Origin of the sequence: Salegentibacter sp. 24 (genome assembly GCF_004362395.1) — a bacterium.
Classification (GTDB): Bacteria; Bacteroidota; Bacteroidia; order Flavobacteriales; family Flavobacteriaceae; genus Salegentibacter.
In genome coordinates this window covers 72,519-96,925 of record NZ_SNWE01000015.1, presented here as the reverse complement: position 1 = coordinate 96,925, position 24,407 = coordinate 72,519, and the positions used below count along the sequence as shown (strand labels likewise).

Genomic DNA, 24,407 nt, shown 5'->3' with positions numbered 1-24,407 from the left:
ATGAAATATTCCATTCTCGTCCTGCTTTTTTGTTTTTTTTGTAACACCTATGGGCAATTGCCAATAGCAGATTCACTGGACCAAATCGATCATATCGATTTTAAAAGGGCCGAAGCAGAAATTTTTTTAAACCCGGAAAAAAAGAAGGTTTCAGGGGAAATCACCTACAATTTTGACATGCTAAAAAGCATTGATTCGTTTTATGTTGATGCCCGGAATATAAATTTTGAAGAGGTTTTGCTAAACGGAGCGTCTAAGGATTTTAGAAATTCCGGGGCTCGGATTTGGATTACCAATCAATTACAGGCCTCGGATAATAATTCGCTGAAACTGAAATTTTCAGTAAAACCAAAAGATGCCTTATATTTTATCAATTGGGATATCGCGGATTCTTTAAACGCGCCGAAACAAATCTGGACACAGGGGCAGGGAAGATATACCTCCAGCTGGCTACCTTCATTTGATGATCAGCGGGAAAAAATAGAGTTCGATATTTCTTATTATTTTCCAAAGGAATTGGAAGTGATGGCCAACGGTAGGCTCACTGGTACTGCGATAAAGGATTCGGTTAAAGAATGGAATTTTCAAATGGAAAGCCCTATGAGTAGTTATTTACTGGCTTTCGCTGCGGCTAATTACGCAGTTCAGGAATCTGAATCTGCCTCAGGAGTTTCTTTACAATATTATATGCCCGTTTGGGATAAAGCAAAAATGGAACCTACCTACCGGCATACCAGAAAAATTTTTAATTTTCTGGAAGGTGAAATCGGGGTGGCTTATCCCTGGGAGAATTACAAACAGGCTCCGGTGCGAGATTTTCTATATTCAGGAATGGAAAATACTTCTGCCACTATTTTTGACCACGCTTTTATTACCGATTCCATCGCCTATAAAGATCGCAATTATGTAAGTGTAAATGCCCATGAAATGGCACACCAATGGTTCGGGAATTTTGTTACGGCAGAAACCCAGAACGATCATTGGTTGCACGAGGGGTTTGCCACTTTTTACGCCTTACTTGCCGAAAGAGAGATTTTTGGAGAGGAGTATTATTACTGGAAACTATACCAATGGGCGGAACAGCTCAAGGAAATGAGCGATAGCGGAAAGGGTGAGCCGGTAACCAGGGCTGGTGCGAGTTCCCTAACCTACTATCAAAAAGGAGCCTGGGCCTTGCATATGCTGCGGGAAAAAGTAGGTAGGGACGCCTTTAATAAGGCAGTAAAAAATTACCTGGAGCTTTACAAGTATAAAACCGCAACCACCGATAATTTTATCGCGGAGGTTGAGGCGACTGCCAATATAGATCTGTCGGATTTTATGTCAAAGTGGTTGAATCAAACGGCTTTCCAGGGTTTTGCAGCATTAAATTCGTTGAAGAAATCTGAATTTATTCAAAAGCATCTTAATATGCTTGCGCTTCGGGAAACGCCCCTTGATAAAAAATCAGAGTTGCTCAGTGCAGCACTTAATTTTCCGGTAAGCGATTATACGGGGCAGGAAGTGGTTTACCAGCTTAAAGGGGAAACCTCCGACCTGGCGATAAATCTTTATAAGAAAGCATTTGCGACTAACAATATTTATGTTCGCCAGGCTATAGCCAGCAGTATGGAGCAAATTCCACCGGAGCTTAAAAATGAATTTGAATCTTTGTTAAATGATAAGTCATACCTCACCAAAGAACTTGCGCTATTAAAATTATGGATGAATTTTCCACAGCAAGTCACCCAATATCTGGATCAAACCAAAGGGGTTGTAGGCTTTACCAATAAAAATGTAAGAATGCTATGGCTTACCCTGAACCTGGTGACACCAAATTATCAGCCACAAAAGAAACAACAAACCTATAATGAACTCTCGGGTTATACCGCTAAGTATTACCCCATTGAAGTCCGGGAGAATGCTTTTGGCTATTTATACCAGATAAATAGTTTTAGCACCCAGAACCTGCTGGACCTTATGCAGGGTACCCAGCATCCAGCTTCCAGATTTAGAAATTATTCCAGAGAATTGCTTGCCGAGTTGCTAAAGCGTGAAGAATATCGGCAAAAATTCTTAGCTTTAAAAGACAGACTTTCTCAAAAAGAGTGGGATTATCTGCAATCAAAAATTAATTAATGCGGGCACTGGTCATATCGGGTGGGGGTAGTAAAGGCGCATTTGCCGGTGGTGTAGCCCAGTATTTAATTGAGGAATTAAAGCGGGATTATGAGCTTTATTTGGGGACTTCAACAGGGAGTTTGCTGATATCTCACCTTGCCCTAAGGGAATGTGAAAAGATAAAACAAACCTATACCTCGGTAGATCAGTCGAGCATTTTTAGCAATCGCCCTTTTCATATCAAACGACGCCATGGTTACGACCAAATTAGCATCAATCATTTTAATGTGTTTCGCAATTTTTTAAAAGGAAGAAAAACTTTTGGAGAAAGTAAAAACCTGAGAAAGCTCATTAGCGCTACGCTAACCAAAGAAGAATTTTCAAGGCTCCAGGTCTCTACAAAGGATATCGTGGTGACCGTTTCTAATATCTCCTTGAATTCGGTAGAATACAAATCCGTTAAAGATTTTGAATATGAGGAATTCTGTGACTGGATCTGGATCTCGTGTAATTACACTCCGTTTATGAGTTTGGTGCAAAAAAATGGATGTGAATATGCCGATGGCGGCCTGGGAACTATGGTACCTATTGAAGAGGCCATACAACGCGGTGCCACCCATATAGACGCGGTAATCTTACAAACGGAAGCTACCTTTTATAACAGGATGCCTTCCAGGAATGTTTTTGGACTAATCACCAATTTATTCCAGTTCATGCTCGATAGAATTGAAAAACAAAATATTAAAATCGGGAAATTTGCCGCTGCCAATAAGAATGTTACCATAAATTTTTACTTCACGCCTACTGTATTGACTACCAATTCCCTTATTTTTGATGAAAAACAAATGAAGTCCTGGTGGAAAACTGGTTATACTTATGCCAGAGAAAAAAACGAGGAGATTAATCAAATTGAACCTTAATGCGAGCACTGGTAATATCTGGAGGGGGTAGTAAAGGCGCTTTTGCAGGCGGCGTTGCCCAGTATTTAATACAGGAGGAAGGCAAGAAATACGATTTGTTCCTGGGTACTTCAACCGGGAGTTTGCTTATTCCGCATCTGGCGATGGGCAATATTGATAAGGTTTACGAAATCTATACCAATGTAAACCAGCGCAAGATTTTCAGTATAAATCCTTTTGTGGTTAAACGTAAAGAAGGCCGGGAATATGTGACGATCAATTACTTTAATATGTTTTGGCAATTTGTGCGCAAGAAAAGAACTTTTGGCGAAAGCCAAAACCTCAGAAAACATATAAAACGAAATTTTACTCAGGAGAATTTCGATGAGCTCAAAAACCAGGTAGAAGATGTGATTGTAACTGTTTCAAATCTGTCAAAGAACCGGGTAGAATATAAGTCCATTAATGATTTTTCTTATGAAGATTTTTGTGACTGGATTTGGATTAGCTGTAATTACATTCCCTTTATGAGCCTTGCAAAAAAAGACGGGTTTGAATACGCTGATGGGGGATTGGGATGTGTGGTGCCGATTCGGGAGGCCATAAAACGCGGGGCAACCGAAGTTGATGCAATTATCCTGGAAGCGGAAAATATGGAATATAATAAGGTCCTTGGGAAAAACCCATTTTCCTTAATGATCAACCTTTTTGGATTTTTACTGGATCAGGTGGAATATCACGATATCGTGGAGGGGAAACTCGCAGCTCTAAATAAGAAAGTGAAACTCAATACCTATTATACGCCGACAAAACTTACCGAAAACTCACTGGTTTTCAATAAAAAATTAATGACCCAGTGGTGGCAGCAAGGTTATGATCACGCTAAGGAAAAGCATTTGCAGTTTTTGGCAACCAAACGCAAAAGCTTTTTTGGTTTGTTTTAAATCATGTGTTTGACTTCATTTTTAAGGTAAGCAAGGGCAGCTTGGGTTGGAGATTCTTTTTCCATTAAATTTTTCAGGATTATTTCTCTCAGTTTATCAGCATCAGTTACACTCTCCTGCTGGTTGGCCTTTCGAATAATACCGATGGTTGCATTTTTTGCCGTTTTTATATAGCCCCAACATTCTGTAGAAAGATAGATTTGCTGGGCGAGGTTGTGTTCGAATTCCTGTTCAATAGTATTGATCAATAAGCGTTCATAAGCTTCTTTTTCATCAGAATTAGGCTTTACCCGAAATAGTATTTTACCCGGAGAAATGCGTTCTAAAAAGAGCGTCATTCTTTCATAGGCCTGTAATTTCAGAGGCAGTGCTGTTTTTTGGCTTTCCCGATGTAATAAAAATCTTCTTCGATTTTCTTCATTTTTATTATAAGAACTGAAAAAATAAAAGGCTACTCCGCCAACGATAAGCGCCGGTAAAATAGCCAGTAGGATTTGAGAGAGTTCGATCTGGTTCATTGGTTTTTATTGTGTGGTGTGGTTTGTTCGGTCTCAGCTTCTTTGGTTGTGACTTCTTTTCGCTTATAAGCTGCTCCTAAATTGGGATCGTTTTTATGCACGTTAACACCCTGGAAAGGTACTTTTTCTTTATGATAAGAAAAAGTGCCAGCCAGGCTTTTTGCGAGGTTTTTATCACTAAGATTTATTTCAACATCATCCATGGTAAACTGACAGGGATGTTCGTAGCCACAGGCATGGGTCATTTCTAAGAGTTCTTTTCTGAATTTTGTAAAATAGTAATTCACGCGACGGGATTTGTCTTTCACGTTTATCCCGGCCTGCAGCCATTTATTTTGTGTGGCAATCCCGGTGGGGCAGGTGTTGTTGTGGCAGGATTGTGCCTGAATACAACCAATACTCATCATTGCTTCCCGTGCTACATTAATACAGTCGGCGCCCAGGGCAAAAGCCATAGCGGCATTCGCTGGAAAACCGAGTTTTCCACTTGCCACAAAGACAATCCTATTGGTAATTCCTTCATTTAAAAAAATCTGGTATACATCGGTAAAAGCGTAGATCCAGGGAAGGGAAACATGGTCCGCAAAACTAGGAGGTGCTGCGCCGGTCCCACCTTCACCGCCATCTATGGTGATAAAATCAGGGCCGCGCTTTGTTGTAGCCATAATAGAGGCCAATTCTTTCCATTGGTCTAATTTGCCCACTGCCGATTTTATCCCAACGGGAAGCCCGGTGGCCTCGGCTATTTGTTCAATAAAATCAATCAATTCCGGGATATTGTTAAAGGCTGAATGGCTTGGTGGGGATAAAACATCTTTGCCCAGGGGGACATGCCTTATTTCCGATATTTCCCTGGTGATTTTTGAAGCCGGCAGAACACCCCCTTTTCCTGGTTTGGCTCCCTGTGATAGTTTAATCTCAATGGCCCGGATCTCTTTATTATTTTTTACTAATTCTATCATTTTCTCCATAGAAAAGTTTCCATTTTCATCCCTGACGCCAAAATAGCCGGTTCCAAAATGAAAAACAACATCAGCTCCTTTTTGATGGTAAGGAGAGAGCCCTCCTTCCCCGGTGTTATGATAAGCTCCTGCTTCTTTACAACCTTCATTTAAAGAGGCTATAGCTTTAGCTGATAAAGAACCAAAACTCATGGCGGAAACATTGATAATGGAAGCCGGTCTAAATGGTCTTTTTCTTTTATTGAACGCTCCCATCACCTTAGCACAGGCAATAAACCCCGGATCTAAATTATTGGGATGGTCTTCTTTAAGTTTAAGCGGCAACAGGGAATTATTGATGAAGATATAATGGGTGGAAAAAATATCCTGGTCGGTTCCAAATCCTTCGTAATTATTTTCATTTTTCGCTGAAGCATATATCCAACCCCGCTCACTTCGGTTAAAGGGGAGTTCTTCCCGGTTATTAGCTACTATGTACTGTCTTAATTCGGGGCCAATCCCTTCCAGTAGGTACCTAAAATGACCAATAATGGGGAAGTTGTGTTTGATTGTGTGTTCCCGGTTAAAAAATATATCCTTAATCGCTATTACACTAAGAAAAATAAGAATCCATCCCCACCAGGGAATTATCTCTAAAATATTAAAAAGGTTTTCCATAATTATTGGTTTAGGTAATCTATAGCTAACTGAGCCATGGTTTTCACTCCAAGTAACATTCCGCTTTCATCTATAAAAAAGTCGGGGGTATGGTGGGGTGCCGGTTTTTTGGAATCTAAAGGTTTGCCACCCAGGAAATAGTAAAATCCAGGTACCTCTTCCTGGAAGAAGGAAAAATCTTCTCCTCCGGTAGTAGCTTTGGCTAAGATGACGTTTTGTTTTCCTGCTACTTTTTGTAAAGTCGGTAACATCTTAGCCGTGAGCTGAGGATCATTATAAGTTATCGCGGTCTTATTTTGGATCTCAATTGTAGCTTCGCCTTTATATGCCTTAGCAATAGCAGGAACCATTTCGTTCATCCTTTTGAGAATTAAGGTTTTCATTTCGGGATCCAAAGTCCTAATAGTCCCAACCATTTCTGCAGTTTCAGGAATAATGTTAAAGCGGACGCCACTTGTGATCTTTCCCACCGTAATTACCGCGGCCCCATCTACAAGTTTAGCCTCCCGGCTGATAATAGTTTGCAACCCATCTATGATTTTAGCGGAAATCAGGATAGGATCAGTTCCGCTCCAGGGCGCAGAGCCGTGGGTCTGCTCTCCTTTTACTTTTATCACAAAACGTTCTACCGCCGCCATAGTGCCCTCTGGTTTATATTTAATGGTTCCAACCGGGGTTTCCGAATTGATATGGAGCCCGAAAATTGCGTCAACATCAGGATTTTTCAGTACGCCTTCTTTGATCATAAGGGAAGCGCCGCCTTCTTCCCCCGGGGGTGCACCTTCCTCTGCCGGTTGAAATAAAAATTTCACCGTTCCTTTTATCTTGTCTTTATTTTTTGAAAGGATTTCAGCCACACCCATCATAATGGCAATGTGAGTGTCATGGCCGCAAGCATGCATCACCCCGGTTTCTGAACCTAAAAATGCTGTTCTCACTTCCGATTTAAATGGGAGGTTATTTCTTTCGGTGACCGGAAGTGCATCAATATCAGCCCTAAGTGCCACGGTTTTTCCTTCACTGTCACCTTTTAGGATACCTACAACCCCGGTTTTGGCCACCCCGGTGGTGGTTTCTATCCCCAGGCTTTTTAAATGGGCTGCGATCTTTTGGGCGGTTTGAGTTTCCCGGTTAGAGAGTTCGGGATGTTGGTGAAAATCCCTTCGCCAGGAAATCACCTGTGCTTCTATTTTCTCTGCCGCAGCATTTATTTCGGGATCGATTTCCTGGGCCGCCAAAGTAAGGCTAAAAAGCCCAAACAGGCTGAATAAAAAAGTTTTCATAAGTTATGTTTCGTTCCGGATCTGGTTTGTAGAAACTTAAAGATATTAAAAACTTAAATAATCGCCTGTTCCCAATCTTAGTTTGTTAAAAACAAAGTGGGTTTCAGGTTTATAATTTGTCTCATTTTGGTTAATTTCACGCATTTAAAAAACTCAAGAGATTGGAAGCTTATTTAGCCGAATTAAATGATGCCCAGCGTGCGCCTGTATTGCAAAAGGATGGCGCAATGATTGTAATTGCTGGAGCAGGATCTGGAAAAACCAGGGTACTTACTTACCGTATTGCTTATCTTATGAGCCAGGGAGTAGATCCTTTTAATATTTTATCGCTCACCTTTACCAATAAGGCAGCCCGGGAAATGAAAACCCGGATCGCTAAAATTGTTGGTAACAGCGAAGCGAAGAATCTCTGGATGGGAACTTTTCACTCCATATTTGCTAAGATCTTACGGTTTGAAGCCGATAAATTAGGCTATCCTTCAAACTTTACTATTTACGATACCCAGGATTCTCAGAGTGTAATAAGGGCAATTATCAAAGATATGCGTCTTGATAAAGACGTTTACAAATATAAACAGGTATACAGCCGCATCTCTTCCTATAAGAACAGTTTAATTACGGTAAAGGCATATTTTCAAAACCCAGAGTTGAAAGAGGCCGACGCGATGTCCAAAAAGCCGCGCCTGGGGGAGATTTACCAGGAATACGTGGAGCGTTGTTTTAAAGCCGGGGCTATGGATTTTGATGACCTGCTGCTCAAAACAAACGAGCTTTTAAATCGTTTTCCCGAAGTGCTTCATAAATACCAGAATCGTTTCCGATACATTTTGGTAGATGAGTACCAGGATACCAATCATTCGCAGTATTTAATTGTAAAGGCACTTTCCGATAAATTTCAGAATATATGTGTGGTTGGAGATGATGCGCAGAGTATTTATGCGTTCCGCGGTGCCAATATCAATAATATCCTGAATTTCCAGAAGGATTATGAGAATGTGCAAATGTACCGTCTGGAACAAAATTACCGTTCTACCAAAAATATTGTAAATGCGGCCAACTCCATAATAGAAAAGAATAAAACCAAGCTTGATAAAATAGTCTGGACAGCCAATGATGAAGGGCCAAAGATTGTGGTAAATCGTTTGTTGACCGATGGGGAAGAAGGCCGATTTGTAGCGAGTTCTATTTTTGAGAATCGAATGCAAAATCAGATGAATAATGGAGATTTTGCTATTTTATACCGAACTAACGCACAAAGCAGGGCCATGGAGGACGCCCTTAGAAAGAAGGAAATTCCCTATAGAATTTACGGAGGCCTATCATTTTACCAGCGAAAGGAAATTAAGGATGTCCTCTCTTATTTAAGGCTTTTAATAAACCCCAAGGATGAGGAAGCCCTTAAACGGGTAATCAATTACCCTGCACGTGGAATCGGTCAAACTACTATGGATAGGTTGAGTATTGCCGGAAATCAGTATGGGAAATCCATCTTTGAAATTATAGAGAATATAGATCACCTGGATCTAAAAATAAATAAAAGTACACGTACCAAGCTTGATAATTTCGTGAATATGATCAAGAGTTTCACGATTTTAGCCGAGAATGCGGATGCTTTTACTGTAGCAGATACCGTAACCAAGAAAACCGGTCTGGTCCAGGAATTAAAAAAGGACGGGACCCCGGAGGGCATTGCCAGAATTGAAAATATTGAGGAATTACTCAACGGGATCAAAGATTTTGTTGAGGGGCAAAAAGAACTGGCCGATGCCAGTGGTTCTTTAGCGGAATTCCTGGAAGACGTGGCCCTGGCTACCGATATGGATAAGGATACCGGGGACGATGATCGCGTGGCCTTAATGACCATTCACCTGGCAAAAGGACTGGAGTTTCCGTATGTATATATTGTAGGACTGGAAGAGGACCTGTTTCCTTCTGGTATGAGTATGAATACCCGAAGTGAGCTGGAAGAGGAACGACGTTTATTCTATGTGGCCCTTACCCGGGCCGAAAAACAGGCCTACCTTACTTATACGCAGTCCCGATACCGATGGGGAAAACTTGTAGATGCTGAACCAAGCAGGTTTATTGGAGAAGTAGATGAGCAGTATATGAATTATATGATTCCGCAGGATGACTATAAATACAAACCCCTTATCGATACGGACATTTTTGGGGATGATATTGATAAAAGCAAACTTCGTCAAAGCAAACCTAAGGGAGGAACGCCTCCACCGGCGCATAAACCCAGCGAATCTCAATTGAGAAAATTACGAAAGTTAAAGCCCGCAGGTCCAGAACCAGAAAAAGCTACCAATGCTATAAAACTGGAAGCCGGAAATGTAGTTGAACATATGCGTTTCGGGAAGGGAAAAGTACTTGCGATAGATGGCGCAGGTCAGGATAAAAAAGCTGAAATCGACTTTGAAAATGGCGGTATTAAAAAGCTGCTTTTAAGATTTGCAAAGCTAAAATTGATCTCATAATACTCGTTAAACTTCTGTTATATAAAGCCGCCTCACGCGGCTTTCTTTTTATCTTCAAAGAAAAAAGATGATTAAAGAGGGAAGTAAGGTAAGTTGGCCATGGGGTAAAGGAAAAGCTCAAGGGAAAGTGATCAGGACTTATGCTAAGGAAGTGACCAAAACTATAGATGGAAGCGAAATTACCCGAAAAGGAGCGCACGGCAATAAAGCCATTTATATCAAACAGGAAGACGGAAGCAAAGTGCTAAAGCTGGAAAGTGAAGTTTCTAATTCTGATTAATTGCACCAATTTTAAAAATAACTGCGCGAAAATTTGTAAATTCTCGAGTATTAAAAATGATAACTATGGCTGAATTACTTAAAATTTACGACGAGAACCCAAGTCAGAAACATATTAATAAAGTAGTAGAAATCTTAAGGAATGGGGGACTGATTATTTATCCTACCGATACCGTCTATGGCCTTGGATGTGATATCACCAACACGGCGGCATTAGAAAAGATCGCCCAGATCAAAGGAGTTAAACTTGAAAAGGCAAATTTTTCTTTCATCTGTGAAGATTTAAGTAATCTCTCAGATTATGTGAAGCAAATAGATTCCGCAACTTTTAAAATTCTTAAAAGAAACCTTCCTGGTCCTTACACCTTTATTCTTCCCGGAAATAATAACCTCCCAAATGTCTTTAAGAAGAAGAAAACTGTTGGCATTAGGGTACCCGATAATGCTATTTGTAAAAGTATTGTCGCTACCCTGGGCAACCCGATTGTTTCCACTTCTATTTACGATGAAGATGAGGTGATAGAATATACTACAGATCCTGAATTGATCAAAGAAAAATGGGATCATTTGGTAGACCTTGTTATAGATGGAGGTTATGGGGATAATATTCCCTCCACTGTTATAGATCTTACAAATTCTCAGCCCGAAGTAATAAGGGAGGGAAAAGGCAGTATCGAAATTATGTAGTTTTAAATTAAATTTTTGATAAGACGTTAAAAGCCTGCTAAATGCAGGCTTTACTTTTTTATCGAGAGCTGTAGTTGCTATCTTAATAAAAAATACATAATGAATTATATACAAACTAAAAACGAAGAAAACGGGAATACCATAAAACTGGCCTATAAAGATTATGGCCAGGGTCAACCTGTAATTCTTATTCATGGCTGGCCTTTAAGTCAGCATATGTGGGAATACCAGGTAGAGAAAATTGTAAAGGCGGGCTTCAGATGTATTAGCTATGATCGCCGTGGATTTGGAGATAGTGATAAACCCTGGGAAGGCTATGATTATGATACCCTGGCTTCCGATCTAAATGATGTGATTACAGCCCTGGGGCTATCCAATGCTGTAATTGTTGGTTTCTCCATGGGTGGAGGAGAAGTGGCTCGATTTATTGGAAAATACGGGACTGCCAATATTGAGAAGGCAGCGCTGATCTCTGCGGTTCCTCCATTTATGCTGAAAACCGATGATAATCCTAAGGGACTTGAAAAGGAGGTTTTTGAAGGTTTTAAGCAGTCTATTAGAAAAGACCGCGCTGGGTTCCTGGCAGGATTTGGCGATAAATTTTACAATTTTGATAAAAATAAAGATCGGATAAGTGAACAGCAGAAACACTACGACTGGAGCATTGCCTGCAAAGCATCATCAAAAGCTACATTAGACTGCGTGGATGCTTTTGGATTGACCGATTTTAGGGATGATCTTAAGCAATTTGATGTGCCGACCCTAATAGTACACGGGGATAGGGATGAAATCGTTCCTTTAGAACTGGCTGGAGGGAAAAGCAAAGACCTGGTTAAGGACAGTACTTTTGAAGTAATAGAGGGAGCTCCCCATGGTTTGGTGATGACCCATAAAAAAGAATTCAATGAGGTATTATTAAGATTTTTAAAAACTTAAGCTCCAGAAAAATTTTCTAAAAATAAAAAGACCCTGCATTTCCAGGGTCTTTTATAATATAAGTTAAGAAATTAAATCAGTTTACTCAGCGTCAGAAGCAGCTTTCATACCTTCTTCGATCATACCGTAGAATTGGTCTAATTTTGGAAGAACTACAATTCTTGTTCTTCTGTTTTTAGCACGTCCTTCGGCAGTGTCATTGGAAGCAACAGGAACGTAGTAACTTCTACCAGCTGCGGTCATTCTTGCTGGTTCAACATTGAATTCCTCCTGAAGCGTTCTCACTACTGAAGTTGCTCTTTTTACACTAAGATCCCAGTTATCTTCAAACATAGCAGTGCTAATTGGCTTGTCATCAGTATGTCCTTCTACCATAAACTCGATGTTCGGCTTGTTTTTTACAACGGTAGCAACTTTTCCTAGAACTTCTTTAGCACGTTCAGAAACATTGTACTTACCACTATCAAATAAAAGTTTATCTGAGATAGAAACGTAAACTACACCTTTTTCCACATTGATTTCAATGTCCTCGTCAGAAATGTTTCCTAAGGCTCCTTTAAGACTGGTTACCAGGGCTAAAGTTACAGAGTCTTTTTTATTAATGGCATCACGCATATTCTTGATTGCCAAATCTTTTTCTTTAATGCTTTCCAAAGAACGTTCAAGGTTTTCTGCTTCCTGTTTAGAAAGAGTAGCAAGATCTCCAACGTTGTTAAGCAATGCCGCGTTGGTATTGTTAAGTCTTGAAATTTGCTCATTCATATTTTCTTTGTCTTCTAAACACGCATTCAGTTTAATGGTAGCGGTATTTAGTTCATCCTGAGTCTGTTTGTGTTTTGTTTCAAGCTCAGCATATTTTTTATTAGATACGCAAGAGGAAAACAATAGTACGGCGGTTGCCGATAAAAGCATAATTCGTTTCATAATCTTGTAATTGTTATTAATGTTAGAGTTTCAAAAGTATCAAAAAAATGTAAAGCTTAAAAGAAGCGATACCATTAGTTGATGCCTTTTATTTTAATTTTGAAAATTCCTTTCTTTTCAAGCAAAAATAAGACCAAATAATTGATTTTGTCTGGAAATATTTTGGGTTTTTTGGTATTCCTTTTCGCTTTAAATAAATTTTTTTAAAGTTACGGTAAAATGCACTATGTGCCTGAAGAATAGTATATAAATGTGAAAATTTTCCTTCAGCCAGGAATTTGATTCCAGCAACTCCATCCAAAATCATCCTTATAAATAAAATGCCAAACACATGGGTTGCCGGCAGGTTTTTTAAAAGCATATATAAACTGTTCCTAAAATTGAAAAAGGTTTTTCTGGGATTCATGCGATCCAAAGTAGCACCCCCCACATGGTGAACGCTGGAAAGCCCGGAAGATTTTATATGATAGCCCAAATTATGAATTCGCCAGCATAAATCAATTTCCTCCTGGTGGGCAAAAAAATCTTCATCCAGGGCACCGGCTTCCCAGTAAACACTTTTTTTAATCGCCAGGCAGGCACCGCTAGCCCAAAAAATTGGAACATCCTGGTTGTACTGCCCGTGGTCTTTTTCCAGGGTTTCAAAAATTCTTCCCCGACAAAACGGGTAACCGTATTTATCAATGAAGCCACCTGCTGCCCCGGCATATTCAAAATAGTCTTTTCTTTTAAAATCTAATATTTTTGGCTGAACCACCGCTGTTTTAGGCTCATCTTTTAAAATTTGAAGAACTGGTTTTAACCAGTCTTTGGTAACCTGCACATCACTGTTTAAAAGTACGAAAATATCTTCCTGTAAACCTGAAAGCGCCAGGTTATAGCCTTTTGCAAATCCCCCATTTTCTTTGTTCTCTATTATATTTACCTCGGGAAAATTTCCTTTTATAAAGCTCACGGAATCATCGCTGGAAGCATTATCTGCTACATAAACCCTGGCCTCCTTAGAATAACGAATTACACTGGGGAGAAACTGCTCCAGCAAATTGCGCCCGTTCCAGTTTAAAATCACTACTGCTGTGGTCATAGGTTTTCAGAAGTTTTAGGAGAAATATAATCCGGAATTTCACTTAAGAATTGATATTTCTCTTTTTTATAATCCAGTTTGCAGTAATAATGTTGAAGGCCATTGGTAAGCATTAAATAATCGGCCTGCAGGCTAAGGTTGTACCTGGCAATCTGGTCAAACACATCCTGGGTGATTTTGATATGAGGAGCCTTGCATTCTACCACGACTTTTATTTTTCCCTCGGGATAGAAAACAACCGCATCATAGCGTTTAGTGAGTTTTCCCAGTTTGAGTTGTTTTTCAACGTTGATATGGTTCTTTGGGTAATTTTTGTCTAAAGTAAGAAATTTGATGACGTGTTGTCTTACCCATTCTTCGGGGGTTAAGACCACAAATTTTTTCCGGAGTTCATCAAAAACGGCTATTTTATTTTCACTATTTTTGAACCGAAACCTATACTTTGGAAAATTTAGCGCTAACATAGGCCAAAAGTAAAAAACAAAACCACAGTGCTGCAAACTTCGGTTTAAATTAAAATTCAAAAAATCCTTCAGGTTAATGGACGAAGCAAAAGAGATTGTGAATAATATTCAAAATGGTAGTATTTCGCCGCTTTACTTTTTAATGGGCGAAGAACCTTATTATATAGACAGGATCTCAGATTTTATAGCGCAAAACATGCTGGCTGAGGAGGAAAAAGGCTTCAACCAGATTGTGATGTACGGTCGCGATACTAGTATAGACGAAATTATCAGTAATGCCAAACGGTATCCAATGATGGCCGAGAGACAGGTTATCATTGTCAAAGAAGCACAAGATCTTTCCCGAAGCATTGAAAATCTGGTAGCTTATGCTGAAAATCCTCAGCCTACCACCACTCTGGTTTTTTGTTACAAATATAAGAGCCTGGATAAAAGGAAAAAACTTTCTAAAGTCCTGAAAAAGAATGGGGTTTTGTTTGAAAGCAAGCGCCTATATGAAAATCAGGTGGCCGACTGGATTATGAAGACCCTGAAAACCAGAAATTATACCATTTCACCTAAAGCAGCACAAATGCTGGTGGAATTTTTAGGAATTGATCTTGGGAAAATCGATAACGAATTGAATAAACTTCAGCTTATTACTCCTGAAGGTACTCAAATTACCCCCGAGCTCATTGAACAGAATATAGGGATAAGCAAGGATTTTAATAATTTTGAATTAAGAAAAGCCATTGGGATGCGAGATTCTTTAAAGGCCCATCGCATTGTAAATTACTTTGCGCAGAACCCCAAGGACAATCCAATGGTGGTGACCATTTCTCTTTTATTTTCTTATTTCTCCCAGCTTATGCAATACCACGGCCTGCCTGATAAATCTAAAGCCAACGTGGCCAAACAACTTAAAGTGCATCCTTATTTTGTCGGGGATTATATAGCGGCTGCTAAAAATTATCCTATGAAAAAGGTAAGTCAGATAATTGGACTGCTACATCAAAGTGATGTAAAAGGAAAAGGAGTTGGTGCGGTGAATGTTTCCCACGGGGATTTACTTAAAGAATTAATGGTTAAGATTTTAAACTAAAATTATGGTAAAATTAAACACCTGGATTAGCGCCGCCAGATTAAGGACGTTACCATTATCGGTTTCTGGAATTATAGTAGGTACTACTATTGCCGTAAACCAGGGTGTTTTTAACCTTAGCATCTTTAGTCTGGCCCTGGCCACCACTTTGGGTTTGCAGATTCTTTCTAATTTTGCCAATGATTATGGTGATGGGGTAAAAGGAACTGATAATGATGATAGGCTAGGGCCTCAAAGGGCCATTCAAAGCGGGCTTATTACCCAAAAGGAAATGCTCCAGGGAATTGTCATTACCGCAGTGGTTACTTTGCTTTTTGCCATTTTACTGATTGCTGCAGCTTTTGGGAAAGAGAATTTAGCTTATGCTTTGTTTTTTTTTCTTTTAGGTGTGGCTGCAATTGCCGCAGCTATAAAATATACCGTTGGCAAATCAGCTTATGGTTATCGTGGACTGGGGGATCTTTTCGTATTTATTTTCTTCGGCTTAGTTGCGGTTTACGGTTCCTATTTTTTATATGCTCATCAATGGAATTGGATAGTGTTGCTTCCCGCCTTTAGTATTGGTTTTTTAAGTATGGGGGTGTTGAACCTGAATAATATGCGTGACCGGTTATCCGATCAAAAAGCAGGTAAAAATACCCTGGTGGTAAAACTCGGAGCCGAAAACGCCAAAACCTATCATTATTGCCTTATCCTGGGCGCGATATTATGCCTGGTATTATTTACAGTATTCACTTTAGAGCGTGTAAATGATTTTCTTTATATCCCTGCTCTAATTCCCTTAATACTTCATCTTAAAAGAGTGGTTGAAAATGAAAATGCTGCCCTGCTGGATCCGGAACTTAAGATTTTAGCGCTCTCTACTTTTGCCACTGCCATACTATTTGGCCTGGGTCAAATCTGGTAAGAAGTTTAACAAAATTATATATTTTGGTATTTTAAGCGTTTTTCATTGAATCCTTACATTAGAGCAAACCATAAAAATTAAGTTATGAAAATCACATATTACGGTCAGAGTTGCTTTGGAATTAAAATTGGCGATATCAATGTATTGGTGGATCCTTTTATCACGGGAAATGATCTGGCAAAAGATAAAATCAAAATTAAGGATTTAAAGGCAGATTTTATTTTAATCACCCATGCGCATCAGGATCATACTTTAGACGCGGAGGAAATTGCTAAAAATACAGGAGCGGTAATTGTGAGTAATTTTGAAATTGCCAGTCACTATGAAGAGAAAGGCATTGAGGTGCATCCGATGAACCACGGGGGAAGCTGGGATTTTGAGTTCGGAAAAGTGAAATATGTAAACGCTATCCATTCCAGTTCCTTTTCCGATGGGAAATACGGAGGTCAGCCAGGAGGATTTGTCATTGAAGGAGAGCATAAAAATATCTATATTGCAGGCGATACAGCGCTCACTATGGATATGAAGTTGATCCCGCAGCACACCATTTTAGACCTGGCCATTCTACCAATTGGTGACAACTTTACCATGGGCATCGAAGATGCGATCGTGGCAAGTGATTTTGTTGAATGTGATAAGGTTTTGGGTTGTCATTATGATACCTTTGGTTATATTGAAATAGACCACGAAGAGGCAAAAAGAAAGTTTTTTGATCAAGGAAAAGACCTTATGCTTCTTGAAATTGGGGAGAGCCTGGAATTATGATTTAGGCTTGCACCGATAAAAAATATATATGCAGGCAGATTATAAAAAGTATACCTTAAATTTTAAACGCCCCAGTGGAACTTCACGGGGCGTTCTTACCACTAAAGAAACCTGGTTTTTGAAAATTTCCGATGACGATAAAGTCGGTTATGGCGAATGTGGGATCCTCAGGGGTCTTAGCATAGATGATAGACCAGATTATCAGGAGAAATTGCGGTGGACATGCAATAACATTGATCTGGGTGAAACTGTGCTTTGGGAGGAGCTAAGGGAGTTTCCTAGTATTCAAATTGGGATAGAAATGGCTTTTAGGTCACTCAATGCTAGGAAGCCTTTTGAGTTATTCCCTTCAGCCTTTACAAAAGGAAAAGCTTCCATCCCTATCAACGGACTCATTTGGATGGGAGAAAAAGAATATATGAAAGCCCAGATTCAGGAAAAGATTGAAGCGGAATTTGATTGTATAAAGATGAAAATTGGAGCCATAGATTTTCAAACTGAACTGGAACTTTTAAAATATATCCGCGGCGAATTTTCCTCTGAAGAAATTGAATTGCGAGTAGATGCGAATGGCGCATTTAAACCGGATGAAGCCCTGGAAAAACTCAGGCGTCTAAGTGAATTTGAAATACATAGTATAGAACAGCCTATTAAGCAGGGTCATTGGAAAACGATGGCGGATTTATGTAGAGAAACTCCTATTCCCATTGCTTTGGATGAAGAGCTGATCGGAATTTTTAATGTAACAAAAAAGAAAGAACTCTTACTAACTACACAAGCTCAATATATTATTTTAAAGCCGAGTTTGATCGGCGGGTTTAAGGGCACCCAGGAGTGGATAGATCTAGCGGAGGAAAACGGTATTGGATGGTGGATTACCAGTGCTTTGGAGAGCAATCTTGGACTAAATGCAATTTCGCAATTTGCCTATACCAAAAACAATAAAATGCCGCAGGGGCTTGGAACAGGAAGTTTATACACCAATAATATTCAAAGTCCCTTAGAGGTAAAAAATGGAAATATTCACTATAATCCAGCCAGGGGTTGGAAATTTAATTTTTAATAAATGTATATAGCACAGGCATTTCGATTTCATCATGAGTTATGGAGGTACATTGTCGGAGTAATTATTATTATGTTCGGGGTGATTATTGCACAAATTCCTTTCGCAATAGCTTTGGCTTTAGCAGGAGGGTTTGATGTAGGTATGGATGAATCGGGAATGCTGGGATTTTTTGATTCAAACCTTACGCTGTTTTTTCTTTTGCTGCCTTTTGCGGTGGGATTTTTTGCAGTGCTTTTTAATGCAAAATACATTCATGGGCAACCCCTGTTAAGCCTGACGACAACTCGTAAAAAGATGGACTGGAGCCGAGTTTTCTTCGCTTTTATCCTTGTAGCTGTTTTTACCATAGTTAGTACTTTGGGATATTATTTTATTTATCCGGAGGATTATCTACTGAATTTTAAACCGGAATCTTTTCTTATTTTGTTGGGAATTGCCATTGTATTTATTCCTTTACAAACCAGTTTTGAAGAATATATGTTTCGTGGTTATTTAATGCAGGGGCTAGGTGTTTTCGCCAAGAACCGTTGGGTCCCCTTATTTCTGACGTCTATAATTTTCGGGGGGCTGCATTATTTCAATCCAGAAGTTGGCCAGTTGGGGGATATCATCATGATTCATTACATTGGCACGGGCTTTATGCTTGGTATTATGACGTTGATGGATGAAGGACTTGAACTTGCCCTGGGGTTCCATGCGGCCAATAATTTAGTAGCTGCACTTTTAATTACGGCTGACTGGACTGCTTTTCAAACCGAATCCATTTTTAAGGATATTTCTGAACCTACCGCGGGTTTTTGGGATATAGTAATACCTGTATTTATAATTTATCCGCTTTTCCTTTTTATTATGGCTAAGAAATATGGCTGGAGTGACTGGAAAAATAAACTCTTCGGAAAGGTTGAAAAACCTGAAACCATAAAACTTTCAGAAGAAAGTTAAATTAATCATTACAATTTGCTAACTTTCAATATATAGAAATGTAACATATTTGGTTTTAAATATGGCAGATAAGTATAAAGTACCGGATACCCACCCCGATTTTAGGCTCAATAAACGACATTTCACAAATGCCGAATTACATGTCGCTGCCTATCATTTTATAAAGGAAGGTGAAGCTTTCGAAGAAAAAGTGGGAAGTTTCCTTTTAGAATGGATCAAACCTTCAAAGTATATCGAGGTTAAAACTTCAGGTTCAACCGGAAATCCAAAAATTATTAGGATTAAAAAGGAGCATATGATCAATTCGGCCATAGCGACTTCCCGTTTCTTTGATTTACCCGAACAAACTACTGCCTTGTTATGTTTACCAGCAACCTATATCGCCGGAAAAATGATGCTTGTTCGTGCTATGGTCCTGGGTTGGCAACTTGATATGGTACCTCCTTCTTCCAATCCCCTTGACCAGGTTTTTAAGCGTTATGATTTTTGTGCCATGACCCCGTTTCAATTGGATAATTCGGTGGGGCGTTTACACCTTGTAAAGAAACTAATTGTAGGTGGCGGTGCGGTATCACCAAGGCTTCAAAAAATGGTAAAAGAGGTCGGTACCAAGGTTTATGAAACTTATGGAATGACCGAAACCGTAACCCACATTGCGGCAAAAAGGTTAAATCCTTCAAAGAACAAGAATAAACCAAGACCTTTTAAAGTGCTCCCCAATATCAATATTTCGCAGGATGACCGGGGTTGTTTAATTATCAAAGCGCCTAGGCTTTCAGACGAAATGATCATTACAAATGATGTAGTTGAAATCTTAACATATAAGAAATTTGTATGGAAGGGTAGATTGGATAACGTGATCAATTCTGGGGGAATAAAGCTACATCCGGAGCAAATAGAAAAAAAACTTTCGAAGATTATAGACCAACGTCTGTTTGTCACTGCCATGCCAGATGATTCCCTTGGAGATAAACTGGTGCTTTTTGTAGAAAATGAATTTTCCGAAGAACTGCTTCAGGAATTCCAACGGGAGATCAGGGAATTAAAAAGCCTGGAGAAATACGAACGCCCGAAGAAAATCTATTTTATAGAAAAATTTGAAGAAACCCATACTGGAAAAATCCACAGGGAAAATACCATAAAAAGTAAGGTGGGCTAATACCTACTTTAAATTATCAAAACTCTGACGGCTAAGTTTAAATTTACTGATTCATTTTCAGGTTATAATCCATAGAATGTTTTCCGGAACCATATAACAGGAAGAATAAACTAAAAACAAGTACCACACTTGCTTCCAGTAATCTTCCAGGTTGCATTATTCCTATAAAATTTATTAAGATTGCTCCGAAAATTATGGGCAGTTGGACCAGGAGTGCCCAGCGAGTGAGTAAGCCAACCGCAATGAGCAGCCCTCCAATTAAATGGGCGAATGCTACATAATGCACGGTAAACATCGTACCGGCAAAACCCTGAAGTGGCTTTATGAGCTCGACCAGGGTTTGGGTCTGTGTGATAAAATTGATGCCTTTTAGAAAAAGCAAGACACCTAATGCGACTCTTAAAATATCAATGAAGTAATAAGTGTGCGCATTTGCCCACTTATTGAGGGATTTTACGCGTATCATAACTTTAGTTTTAAATTACACTATAAGTTACTGAAAATAAATGAATTGAAAATATTCGGATTTTAATTTTTCCTTCCTTAAATAAAAAAATAGCTGCAAAAGCGGATTAGAATTGAACCAATAACCTCGCTTAGCAGCCATTTTCTATTTAAGATTAACTTTTATTTCTGGTAATGCGTTTGAATATAAAATTCCAGATCATTGACCTTAATCTCATCCAGTGGCAGGTTTTGTTCTAAACTTTCCCATTGGTTAGTAGGAATGATCCTAATTTCTTTTCCGTCAATTACAATATCTACCGGCATTTTAAAATTCTCAACATCGGTTACCCATCGCGCCTGGGTTTTGCCTTTCTCTTTTCTGAATTCGAGTTTTGGCAAAGCCGTGTGTCTTAAATACTGATCAAAAATTGGATCCAGATTTACCTGGGTGGCCTTATCGAAGAACTCTTCCGTGGTTTTTGTATCGATAATCTGGTGCTTGTAAGTCTGAGTGTAATCCTTTAGGGTTTTCCACCATAGTGCATCATTATCATATATGCTACGGATGGTATTTAATAAATTGGCACCCTTGAAATACATATCACCTGATCCTTCACTATTTACGCCGTAATCTCCAATTATGGTAGCATTGTTACCTAGTCCGCGCCGTGTTCCCTTTAGGTATTCCAGGGCTTCTTCTTTACCCCAGCGACATTCCACGTAAACCGCCTCGGAATAGGAAGTAAAACCTTCGTGTATCCATAAATCGGCGATATCTCTTGCAGTGATACTGTTACCGTACCACTCGTGGCCGGATTCGTGAATTATGATATAATCCCATTTTAAGCCAATCCCGGTACCGGAAAGGTCATTGCCCAAATAGCCCATTTTGTATTTATTTCCATAGGCTACGGCACTTTGATGTTCCATCCCCAGGTATGGGGTTTCTATTAATTTAAAGCCATCCTCCACGAAGGGGTATTCCCCAAATTTCTCGTAAAAACAGTCCATCATAGGTTTAACCTCTTTAAACTGTTCCTTGGCTTTTTCCAGGTTATAAGGTAAAACATAATAATCAAGCTCAAGATCGCCGTAAGAATCAGAAAAATGCGCATAATTTGCAATGTTGATCATCACGTTATAATTATTGATCGGATTCACGGTTTTCCAGCTCCATTGTGTAAATCCGTTCCCTAAATCTTCTTTGCCTATAAATTGTCCGTTAGAGACGTTCATCAGTCCGTTTGGAACTGCGATATCCAGCCGAACTTCTTCTGGTTCGTCACTTTGGTGATCCTTATTGGGGTACCAAAGACTCGCCCCGGTGCCCTGCACGGCAACACCCACCCAGGGATCACCCTTCTTGTCTTCCTCCCATACAAAACCACCATCCCATGGCGCATTTTTCGCCACTATAGGTTCTCCGGAATAATAAAATTGTATTTCTCCTTTCTCACCTGCTTTTACCGGTTCTTCTAATTCGATAAATACCGCATTATGTTTGCGCTTATAGCCCAGGGTTTTTTCCTGCTGAAGGATCGAATCGACCTTCATATTTTCAAAAAGATCTATTTGAATGGTGGAAAGGTCCTGTTGAGCAATAAAACTAATGGTATTTGATCCTGAAATAAATTGTTTTTCAGGTTCCACCTTAAGTTTTAAATGATATTTCTGAACATCAAAAGCACGTTCCTCTCTTAAGGAGCCGCGCAGGGAATCTGCCTGGGTGTAATTTCCCTGTTTATCACTCAAAACCTGGGCACACGAAAGGTTGGTAGCTGCAATAATAACAGCAATAATTGAAACTAATTTTCTCATATTCATTTTAGAAATTATGTTTGTATTACCCCTAAATTAAAATCTTTCTCAATAGGCGCATGATTGGCAGCTTCAATGCCCATAGAAATCCATTTTCTGGTATCTAAAGGATCAATTACGGCATCTGTCCATAAACGAGCTGCAGCATAATAAGGAGAAGTTTGTTCATCGTAACGGGATTTGATCGCTTCAAAGACTTCCTTTTCCTTTTCTTCATCAACTTTTTCGCCTTTTTTCTCCATAGCGGCGGTTTCAATTTGCGCAAGAACTTTGGCAGCCTGTGTTCCTCCCATTACGGCAAGTTCGGCACTTGGCCAGGCAGCAATCAATCTGGGGTCGTAAGCTTTTCCGCACATCGCATAATTTCCGGCGCCATATGAATTCCCCATAATAATAGTAAATTTTGGGACTACGGAATTACTAACTGCACTTACCATTTTTGCGCCGTCTTTAATGATACCGCCATGTTCACTCTTGCTTCCTACCATAAACCCGGTAACATCCTGAAGGAAAACCAGTGGAATTTTTTTCTGGTTACAATTGGCAATAAAGCGGGTGGCTTTATCGGCCGAATCGGAATAAATCACCCCCCCAAACTGCATTTCCCCTTTTTTGGTCTTTACAATCTTTCGCTGGTTAGCGACTATTCCCACTGCCCAGCCATCAATCCTAGCGTAACCGGTAATAATGGTTTGCCCGTAACCTTCTTTATATTCTTCAAATTCTGAACCATCAACCAGCCGGGAAATAATTTCTCTTACATCGTATTGATCGCTGCGTTTTTTAGGAAGGATTCCATAGATGTCTTCCTGTTTTTCTTTTGGTGCTACCGCTTTTTTATGGCTAAATCCGGCTTTATCAAAATCGCCCATTTTATCCATAATATTTTGAATTTTGCTAAGGGCGTCTTTATCGTCTTTTGCTTTATAGTCCGTGACACCGCTAATTTCGCTATGCGTGGTAGCCCCACCAAGGGTTTCATTATCTACAGATTCGCCAATAGCAGCTTTTACCAGATAACTACCTGCAAGGAAAATACTTCCGGTTTTTTCTACGATTAATGCTTCATCGCTCATAATGGGTAGATATGCACCACCGGCAACACAACTTCCCATCACCGCTGCAATTTGGGTAATTCCCATACTGCTCATCACAGCATTGTTTCTAAAGATCCTTCCAAAATGTTCCTTATCGGGAAAAATCTCGTCCTGCATAGGTAAATATACCCCGGCGCTATCCACCAAATAAATTATTGGAAGTCGGTTTTCTATAGCAATTTCCTGGGCACGAAGATTCTTCTTTCCTGTTATTGGAAACCATGCACCTGCCTTAACAGTGGCATCATTGGCAACAACTATACATTGTTTCCCGGAAACATATCCTATTTTAACCACGACCCCACCCGAAGGACAGCCGCCATGTTCCTCGTACATTCCTTCCCCGGCAAAAGCACCGATTTCAATTGCCTTAAGGTTATCGTCCAGCAAAAAATCGATACGTTCGCGGGCGGTCATTTTTCCTTTGGCGTGATGTTTTTCAATTCGTTTTTCACCACCCCCCAGTTTTACGCGTTTGAGTTTATGATTTAATGAAGAAACCAAAAGTTTATTATGGTCTTCATTTTTATTGAATTTCATATTCATATATTGTTATTTTTAAATTCTGAAATTAATAATATCCTTTAATAAGGTGGAATTATTATCAAAATTTCAGTAATTATTGCATTTAAGGCTGTCTTTTGGCTAAAATACAAAATAGGCTTTATTCTTAAACTGGAAAATGAAGGTAAAATACCCGATATTTGTTTAAAACCTGAAATTATGGGAATGAATAAAAATACCATTTTTGCCTGGGCATCTTTTAGCTTGTTTATCATTGGTGCCGCAATCATTTTACTGGGCGTGCTTAAATACCGGGATTATGCTATTGGTTTTTCCGTGGTGGGAATTGGATTTTTTGCGATATCCTGGGCCTTTAATGCTCTAAAAGGCAGAATATAAAA

At 39.5% G+C, this 24,407-nt stretch carries 23 protein-coding genes; 14 read left to right on the top strand and 9 right to left on the bottom strand.

The features are described 5' to 3' along the window. The 3 genes from DET49_RS11965 to DET49_RS11955 are packed head-to-tail and all read left to right on the top strand — an operon-like array spanning position 1 to position 3,943. Positions 1–2,118, top strand: a complete 2,118-nt coding sequence (locus DET49_RS11965) for a M1 family metallopeptidase (RefSeq protein WP_133548339.1) — start codon at positions 1–3, stop codon at positions 2,116–2,118. Next, positions 2,118–3,020: a patatin family protein gene (locus DET49_RS11960; protein ID WP_133548338.1), complete on the top strand. Its 903-nt coding sequence runs from the start codon at positions 2,118–2,120 to the stop codon at positions 3,018–3,020. Before DET49_RS11965 ends, DET49_RS11960 begins: the two co-directional genes overlap by 1 nt. Further along, entirely contained in the window at positions 3,020–3,943 is a 924-nt protein-coding gene (locus DET49_RS11955) for a patatin family protein (RefSeq protein WP_133548337.1), read from the top strand. Before DET49_RS11960 ends, DET49_RS11955 begins: the two co-directional genes overlap by 1 nt. On the opposite strand, the gene DET49_RS11950 is transcribed toward DET49_RS11955, so the two are convergent. Genes DET49_RS11950 through DET49_RS11940 form a run of 3 tightly spaced genes read right to left on the bottom strand, consistent with a single transcriptional unit; the run spans position 3,940 to position 7,363 of the window. After that, positions 3,940–4,461: a hypothetical protein gene (locus tag DET49_RS11950; RefSeq protein ID WP_133548336.1), complete on the bottom strand. Its 522-nt coding sequence runs from the start codon at positions 4,459–4,461 to the stop codon at positions 3,940–3,942. The two genes, DET49_RS11955 and DET49_RS11950, sit on opposite strands and share 4 nt — an antisense overlap. After that, positions 4,458–6,080 carry an FMN-binding glutamate synthase family protein gene (locus DET49_RS11945; RefSeq protein WP_133548335.1) on the bottom strand — a complete coding sequence of 541 codons (1,623 nt, stop codon included), beginning with the start codon at positions 6,078–6,080 and terminating at the stop codon, positions 4,458–4,460. Before DET49_RS11945 ends, DET49_RS11950 begins: the two co-directional genes overlap by 4 nt. 2 nt (positions 6,081–6,082) lie before the next feature. Then, on the bottom strand, positions 6,083–7,363 hold the full coding sequence (locus DET49_RS11940) for an amidohydrolase (RefSeq protein ID WP_133548334.1): 1,281 nt from the start codon (positions 7,361–7,363) through the stop codon (positions 6,083–6,085). A gap of 161 nt (positions 7,364–7,524) precedes the next feature. Here DET49_RS11940 and DET49_RS11935 point away from each other — a divergent pair, with 161 nt between their 5' ends. From DET49_RS11935 to DET49_RS11920, 4 genes are all read left to right on the top strand, one after another. Further along, positions 7,525–9,846 carry an ATP-dependent helicase gene (locus DET49_RS11935; RefSeq protein WP_133548333.1) on the top strand — a complete coding sequence of 774 codons (2,322 nt, stop codon included), beginning with the start codon at positions 7,525–7,527 and terminating at the stop codon, positions 9,844–9,846. 67 nt (positions 9,847–9,913) lie between these two features. Next, positions 9,914–10,126, top strand: coding sequence for a DUF2945 domain-containing protein (locus DET49_RS11930; RefSeq protein ID WP_133548332.1), 213 nt, complete (start codon positions 9,914–9,916; stop codon positions 10,124–10,126). Between the two features lie 65 nt (positions 10,127–10,191). Further along, positions 10,192–10,812, top strand: a complete 621-nt coding sequence (locus DET49_RS11925; protein ID WP_133548331.1) for an L-threonylcarbamoyladenylate synthase — start codon at positions 10,192–10,194, stop codon at positions 10,810–10,812. Between the two features lie 99 nt (positions 10,813–10,911). Continuing rightward, the gene (locus tag DET49_RS11920) at positions 10,912–11,748 is read left to right on the top strand and encodes an alpha/beta fold hydrolase (protein WP_133548330.1); all 837 of its coding nucleotides are present in this window, start codon (positions 10,912–10,914) and stop codon (positions 11,746–11,748) included. An 81-nt stretch (positions 11,749–11,829) separates the two neighbouring features. Here DET49_RS11920 and DET49_RS11915 read toward each other — a convergent pair whose 3' ends face one another. From DET49_RS11915 to DET49_RS11905, 3 genes are all read right to left on the bottom strand, one after another. Continuing rightward, the gene (locus DET49_RS11915; protein WP_133548329.1) at positions 11,830–12,672 is read right to left on the bottom strand and encodes a flagellar motor protein MotB; all 843 of its coding nucleotides are present in this window, start codon (positions 12,670–12,672) and stop codon (positions 11,830–11,832) included. An 88-nt stretch (positions 12,673–12,760) separates the two neighbouring features. Further along, a complete protein-coding gene (locus tag DET49_RS11910; protein WP_133548328.1) occupies positions 12,761–13,756 on the bottom strand; it encodes a glycosyltransferase family 2 protein in 996 nt (331 codons plus the stop codon). Beyond that, the gene (locus DET49_RS11905) at positions 13,753–14,220 is read right to left on the bottom strand and encodes a type I restriction enzyme HsdR N-terminal domain-containing protein (RefSeq protein WP_133548327.1); all 468 of its coding nucleotides are present in this window, start codon (positions 14,218–14,220) and stop codon (positions 13,753–13,755) included. Before DET49_RS11905 ends, DET49_RS11910 begins: the two co-directional genes overlap by 4 nt. A gap of 76 nt (positions 14,221–14,296) precedes the next feature. Between DET49_RS11905 and holA the strand changes: the two genes are divergently transcribed. The 6 genes from holA to DET49_RS11875 all read left to right on the top strand — a co-directional run bounded on the left by holA (position 14,297) and on the right by DET49_RS11875 (position 20,140). Next, on the top strand, positions 14,297–15,301 hold the full coding sequence (gene holA, locus DET49_RS11900; RefSeq protein ID WP_133548326.1) for a DNA polymerase III subunit delta: 1,005 nt from the start codon (positions 14,297–14,299) through the stop codon (positions 15,299–15,301). 4 nt (positions 15,302–15,305) lie between these two features. Beyond that, positions 15,306–16,208 (top strand): 1,4-dihydroxy-2-naphthoate polyprenyltransferase, encoded by a 903-nt coding sequence (locus tag DET49_RS11895; protein WP_133548325.1) that lies wholly within the window; start codon positions 15,306–15,308, stop codon positions 16,206–16,208. Positions 16,209–16,292: 84 nt separating this feature from the next. Beyond that, positions 16,293–16,973: a metal-dependent hydrolase gene (locus DET49_RS11890; RefSeq protein WP_133548324.1), complete on the top strand. Its 681-nt coding sequence runs from the start codon at positions 16,293–16,295 to the stop codon at positions 16,971–16,973. Positions 16,974–17,001: 28 nt separating this feature from the next. After that, a complete protein-coding gene (locus DET49_RS11885; RefSeq protein ID WP_133548323.1) occupies positions 17,002–18,036 on the top strand; it encodes an o-succinylbenzoate synthase in 1,035 nt (344 codons plus the stop codon). A gap of 3 nt (positions 18,037–18,039) precedes the next feature. Beyond that, positions 18,040–18,981 carry a CPBP family intramembrane glutamic endopeptidase gene (locus DET49_RS11880; RefSeq protein WP_133548322.1) on the top strand — a complete coding sequence of 314 codons (942 nt, stop codon included), beginning with the start codon at positions 18,040–18,042 and terminating at the stop codon, positions 18,979–18,981. Between the two features lie 61 nt (positions 18,982–19,042). After that, positions 19,043–20,140 (top strand): AMP-binding protein, encoded by a 1,098-nt coding sequence (locus tag DET49_RS11875; protein WP_133548321.1) that lies wholly within the window; start codon positions 19,043–19,045, stop codon positions 20,138–20,140. A gap of 43 nt (positions 20,141–20,183) precedes the next feature. Here DET49_RS11875 and DET49_RS11870 read toward each other — a convergent pair whose 3' ends face one another. The 3 genes from DET49_RS11870 to DET49_RS11860 form a co-directional block, all read right to left on the bottom strand. Next, entirely contained in the window at positions 20,184–20,606 is a 423-nt protein-coding gene (locus DET49_RS11870) for a DoxX family protein (protein WP_133548320.1), read from the bottom strand. A 161-nt stretch (positions 20,607–20,767) separates the two neighbouring features. After that, positions 20,768–22,405 (bottom strand): M1 family metallopeptidase, encoded by a 1,638-nt coding sequence (locus DET49_RS11865; RefSeq protein ID WP_133548319.1) that lies wholly within the window; start codon positions 22,403–22,405, stop codon positions 20,768–20,770. Between the two features lie 14 nt (positions 22,406–22,419). After that, a complete protein-coding gene (locus DET49_RS11860) occupies positions 22,420–24,048 on the bottom strand; it encodes an acyl-CoA carboxylase subunit beta (RefSeq protein ID WP_133548318.1) in 1,629 nt (542 codons plus the stop codon). Between the two features lie 177 nt (positions 24,049–24,225). Between DET49_RS11860 and DET49_RS11855 the strand changes: the two genes are divergently transcribed. After that, on the top strand, positions 24,226–24,405 hold the full coding sequence (locus DET49_RS11855) for a CAL67264 family membrane protein (RefSeq protein ID WP_133548317.1): 180 nt from the start codon (positions 24,226–24,228) through the stop codon (positions 24,403–24,405). Positions 24,406–24,407 lie beyond the last annotated feature (2 nt).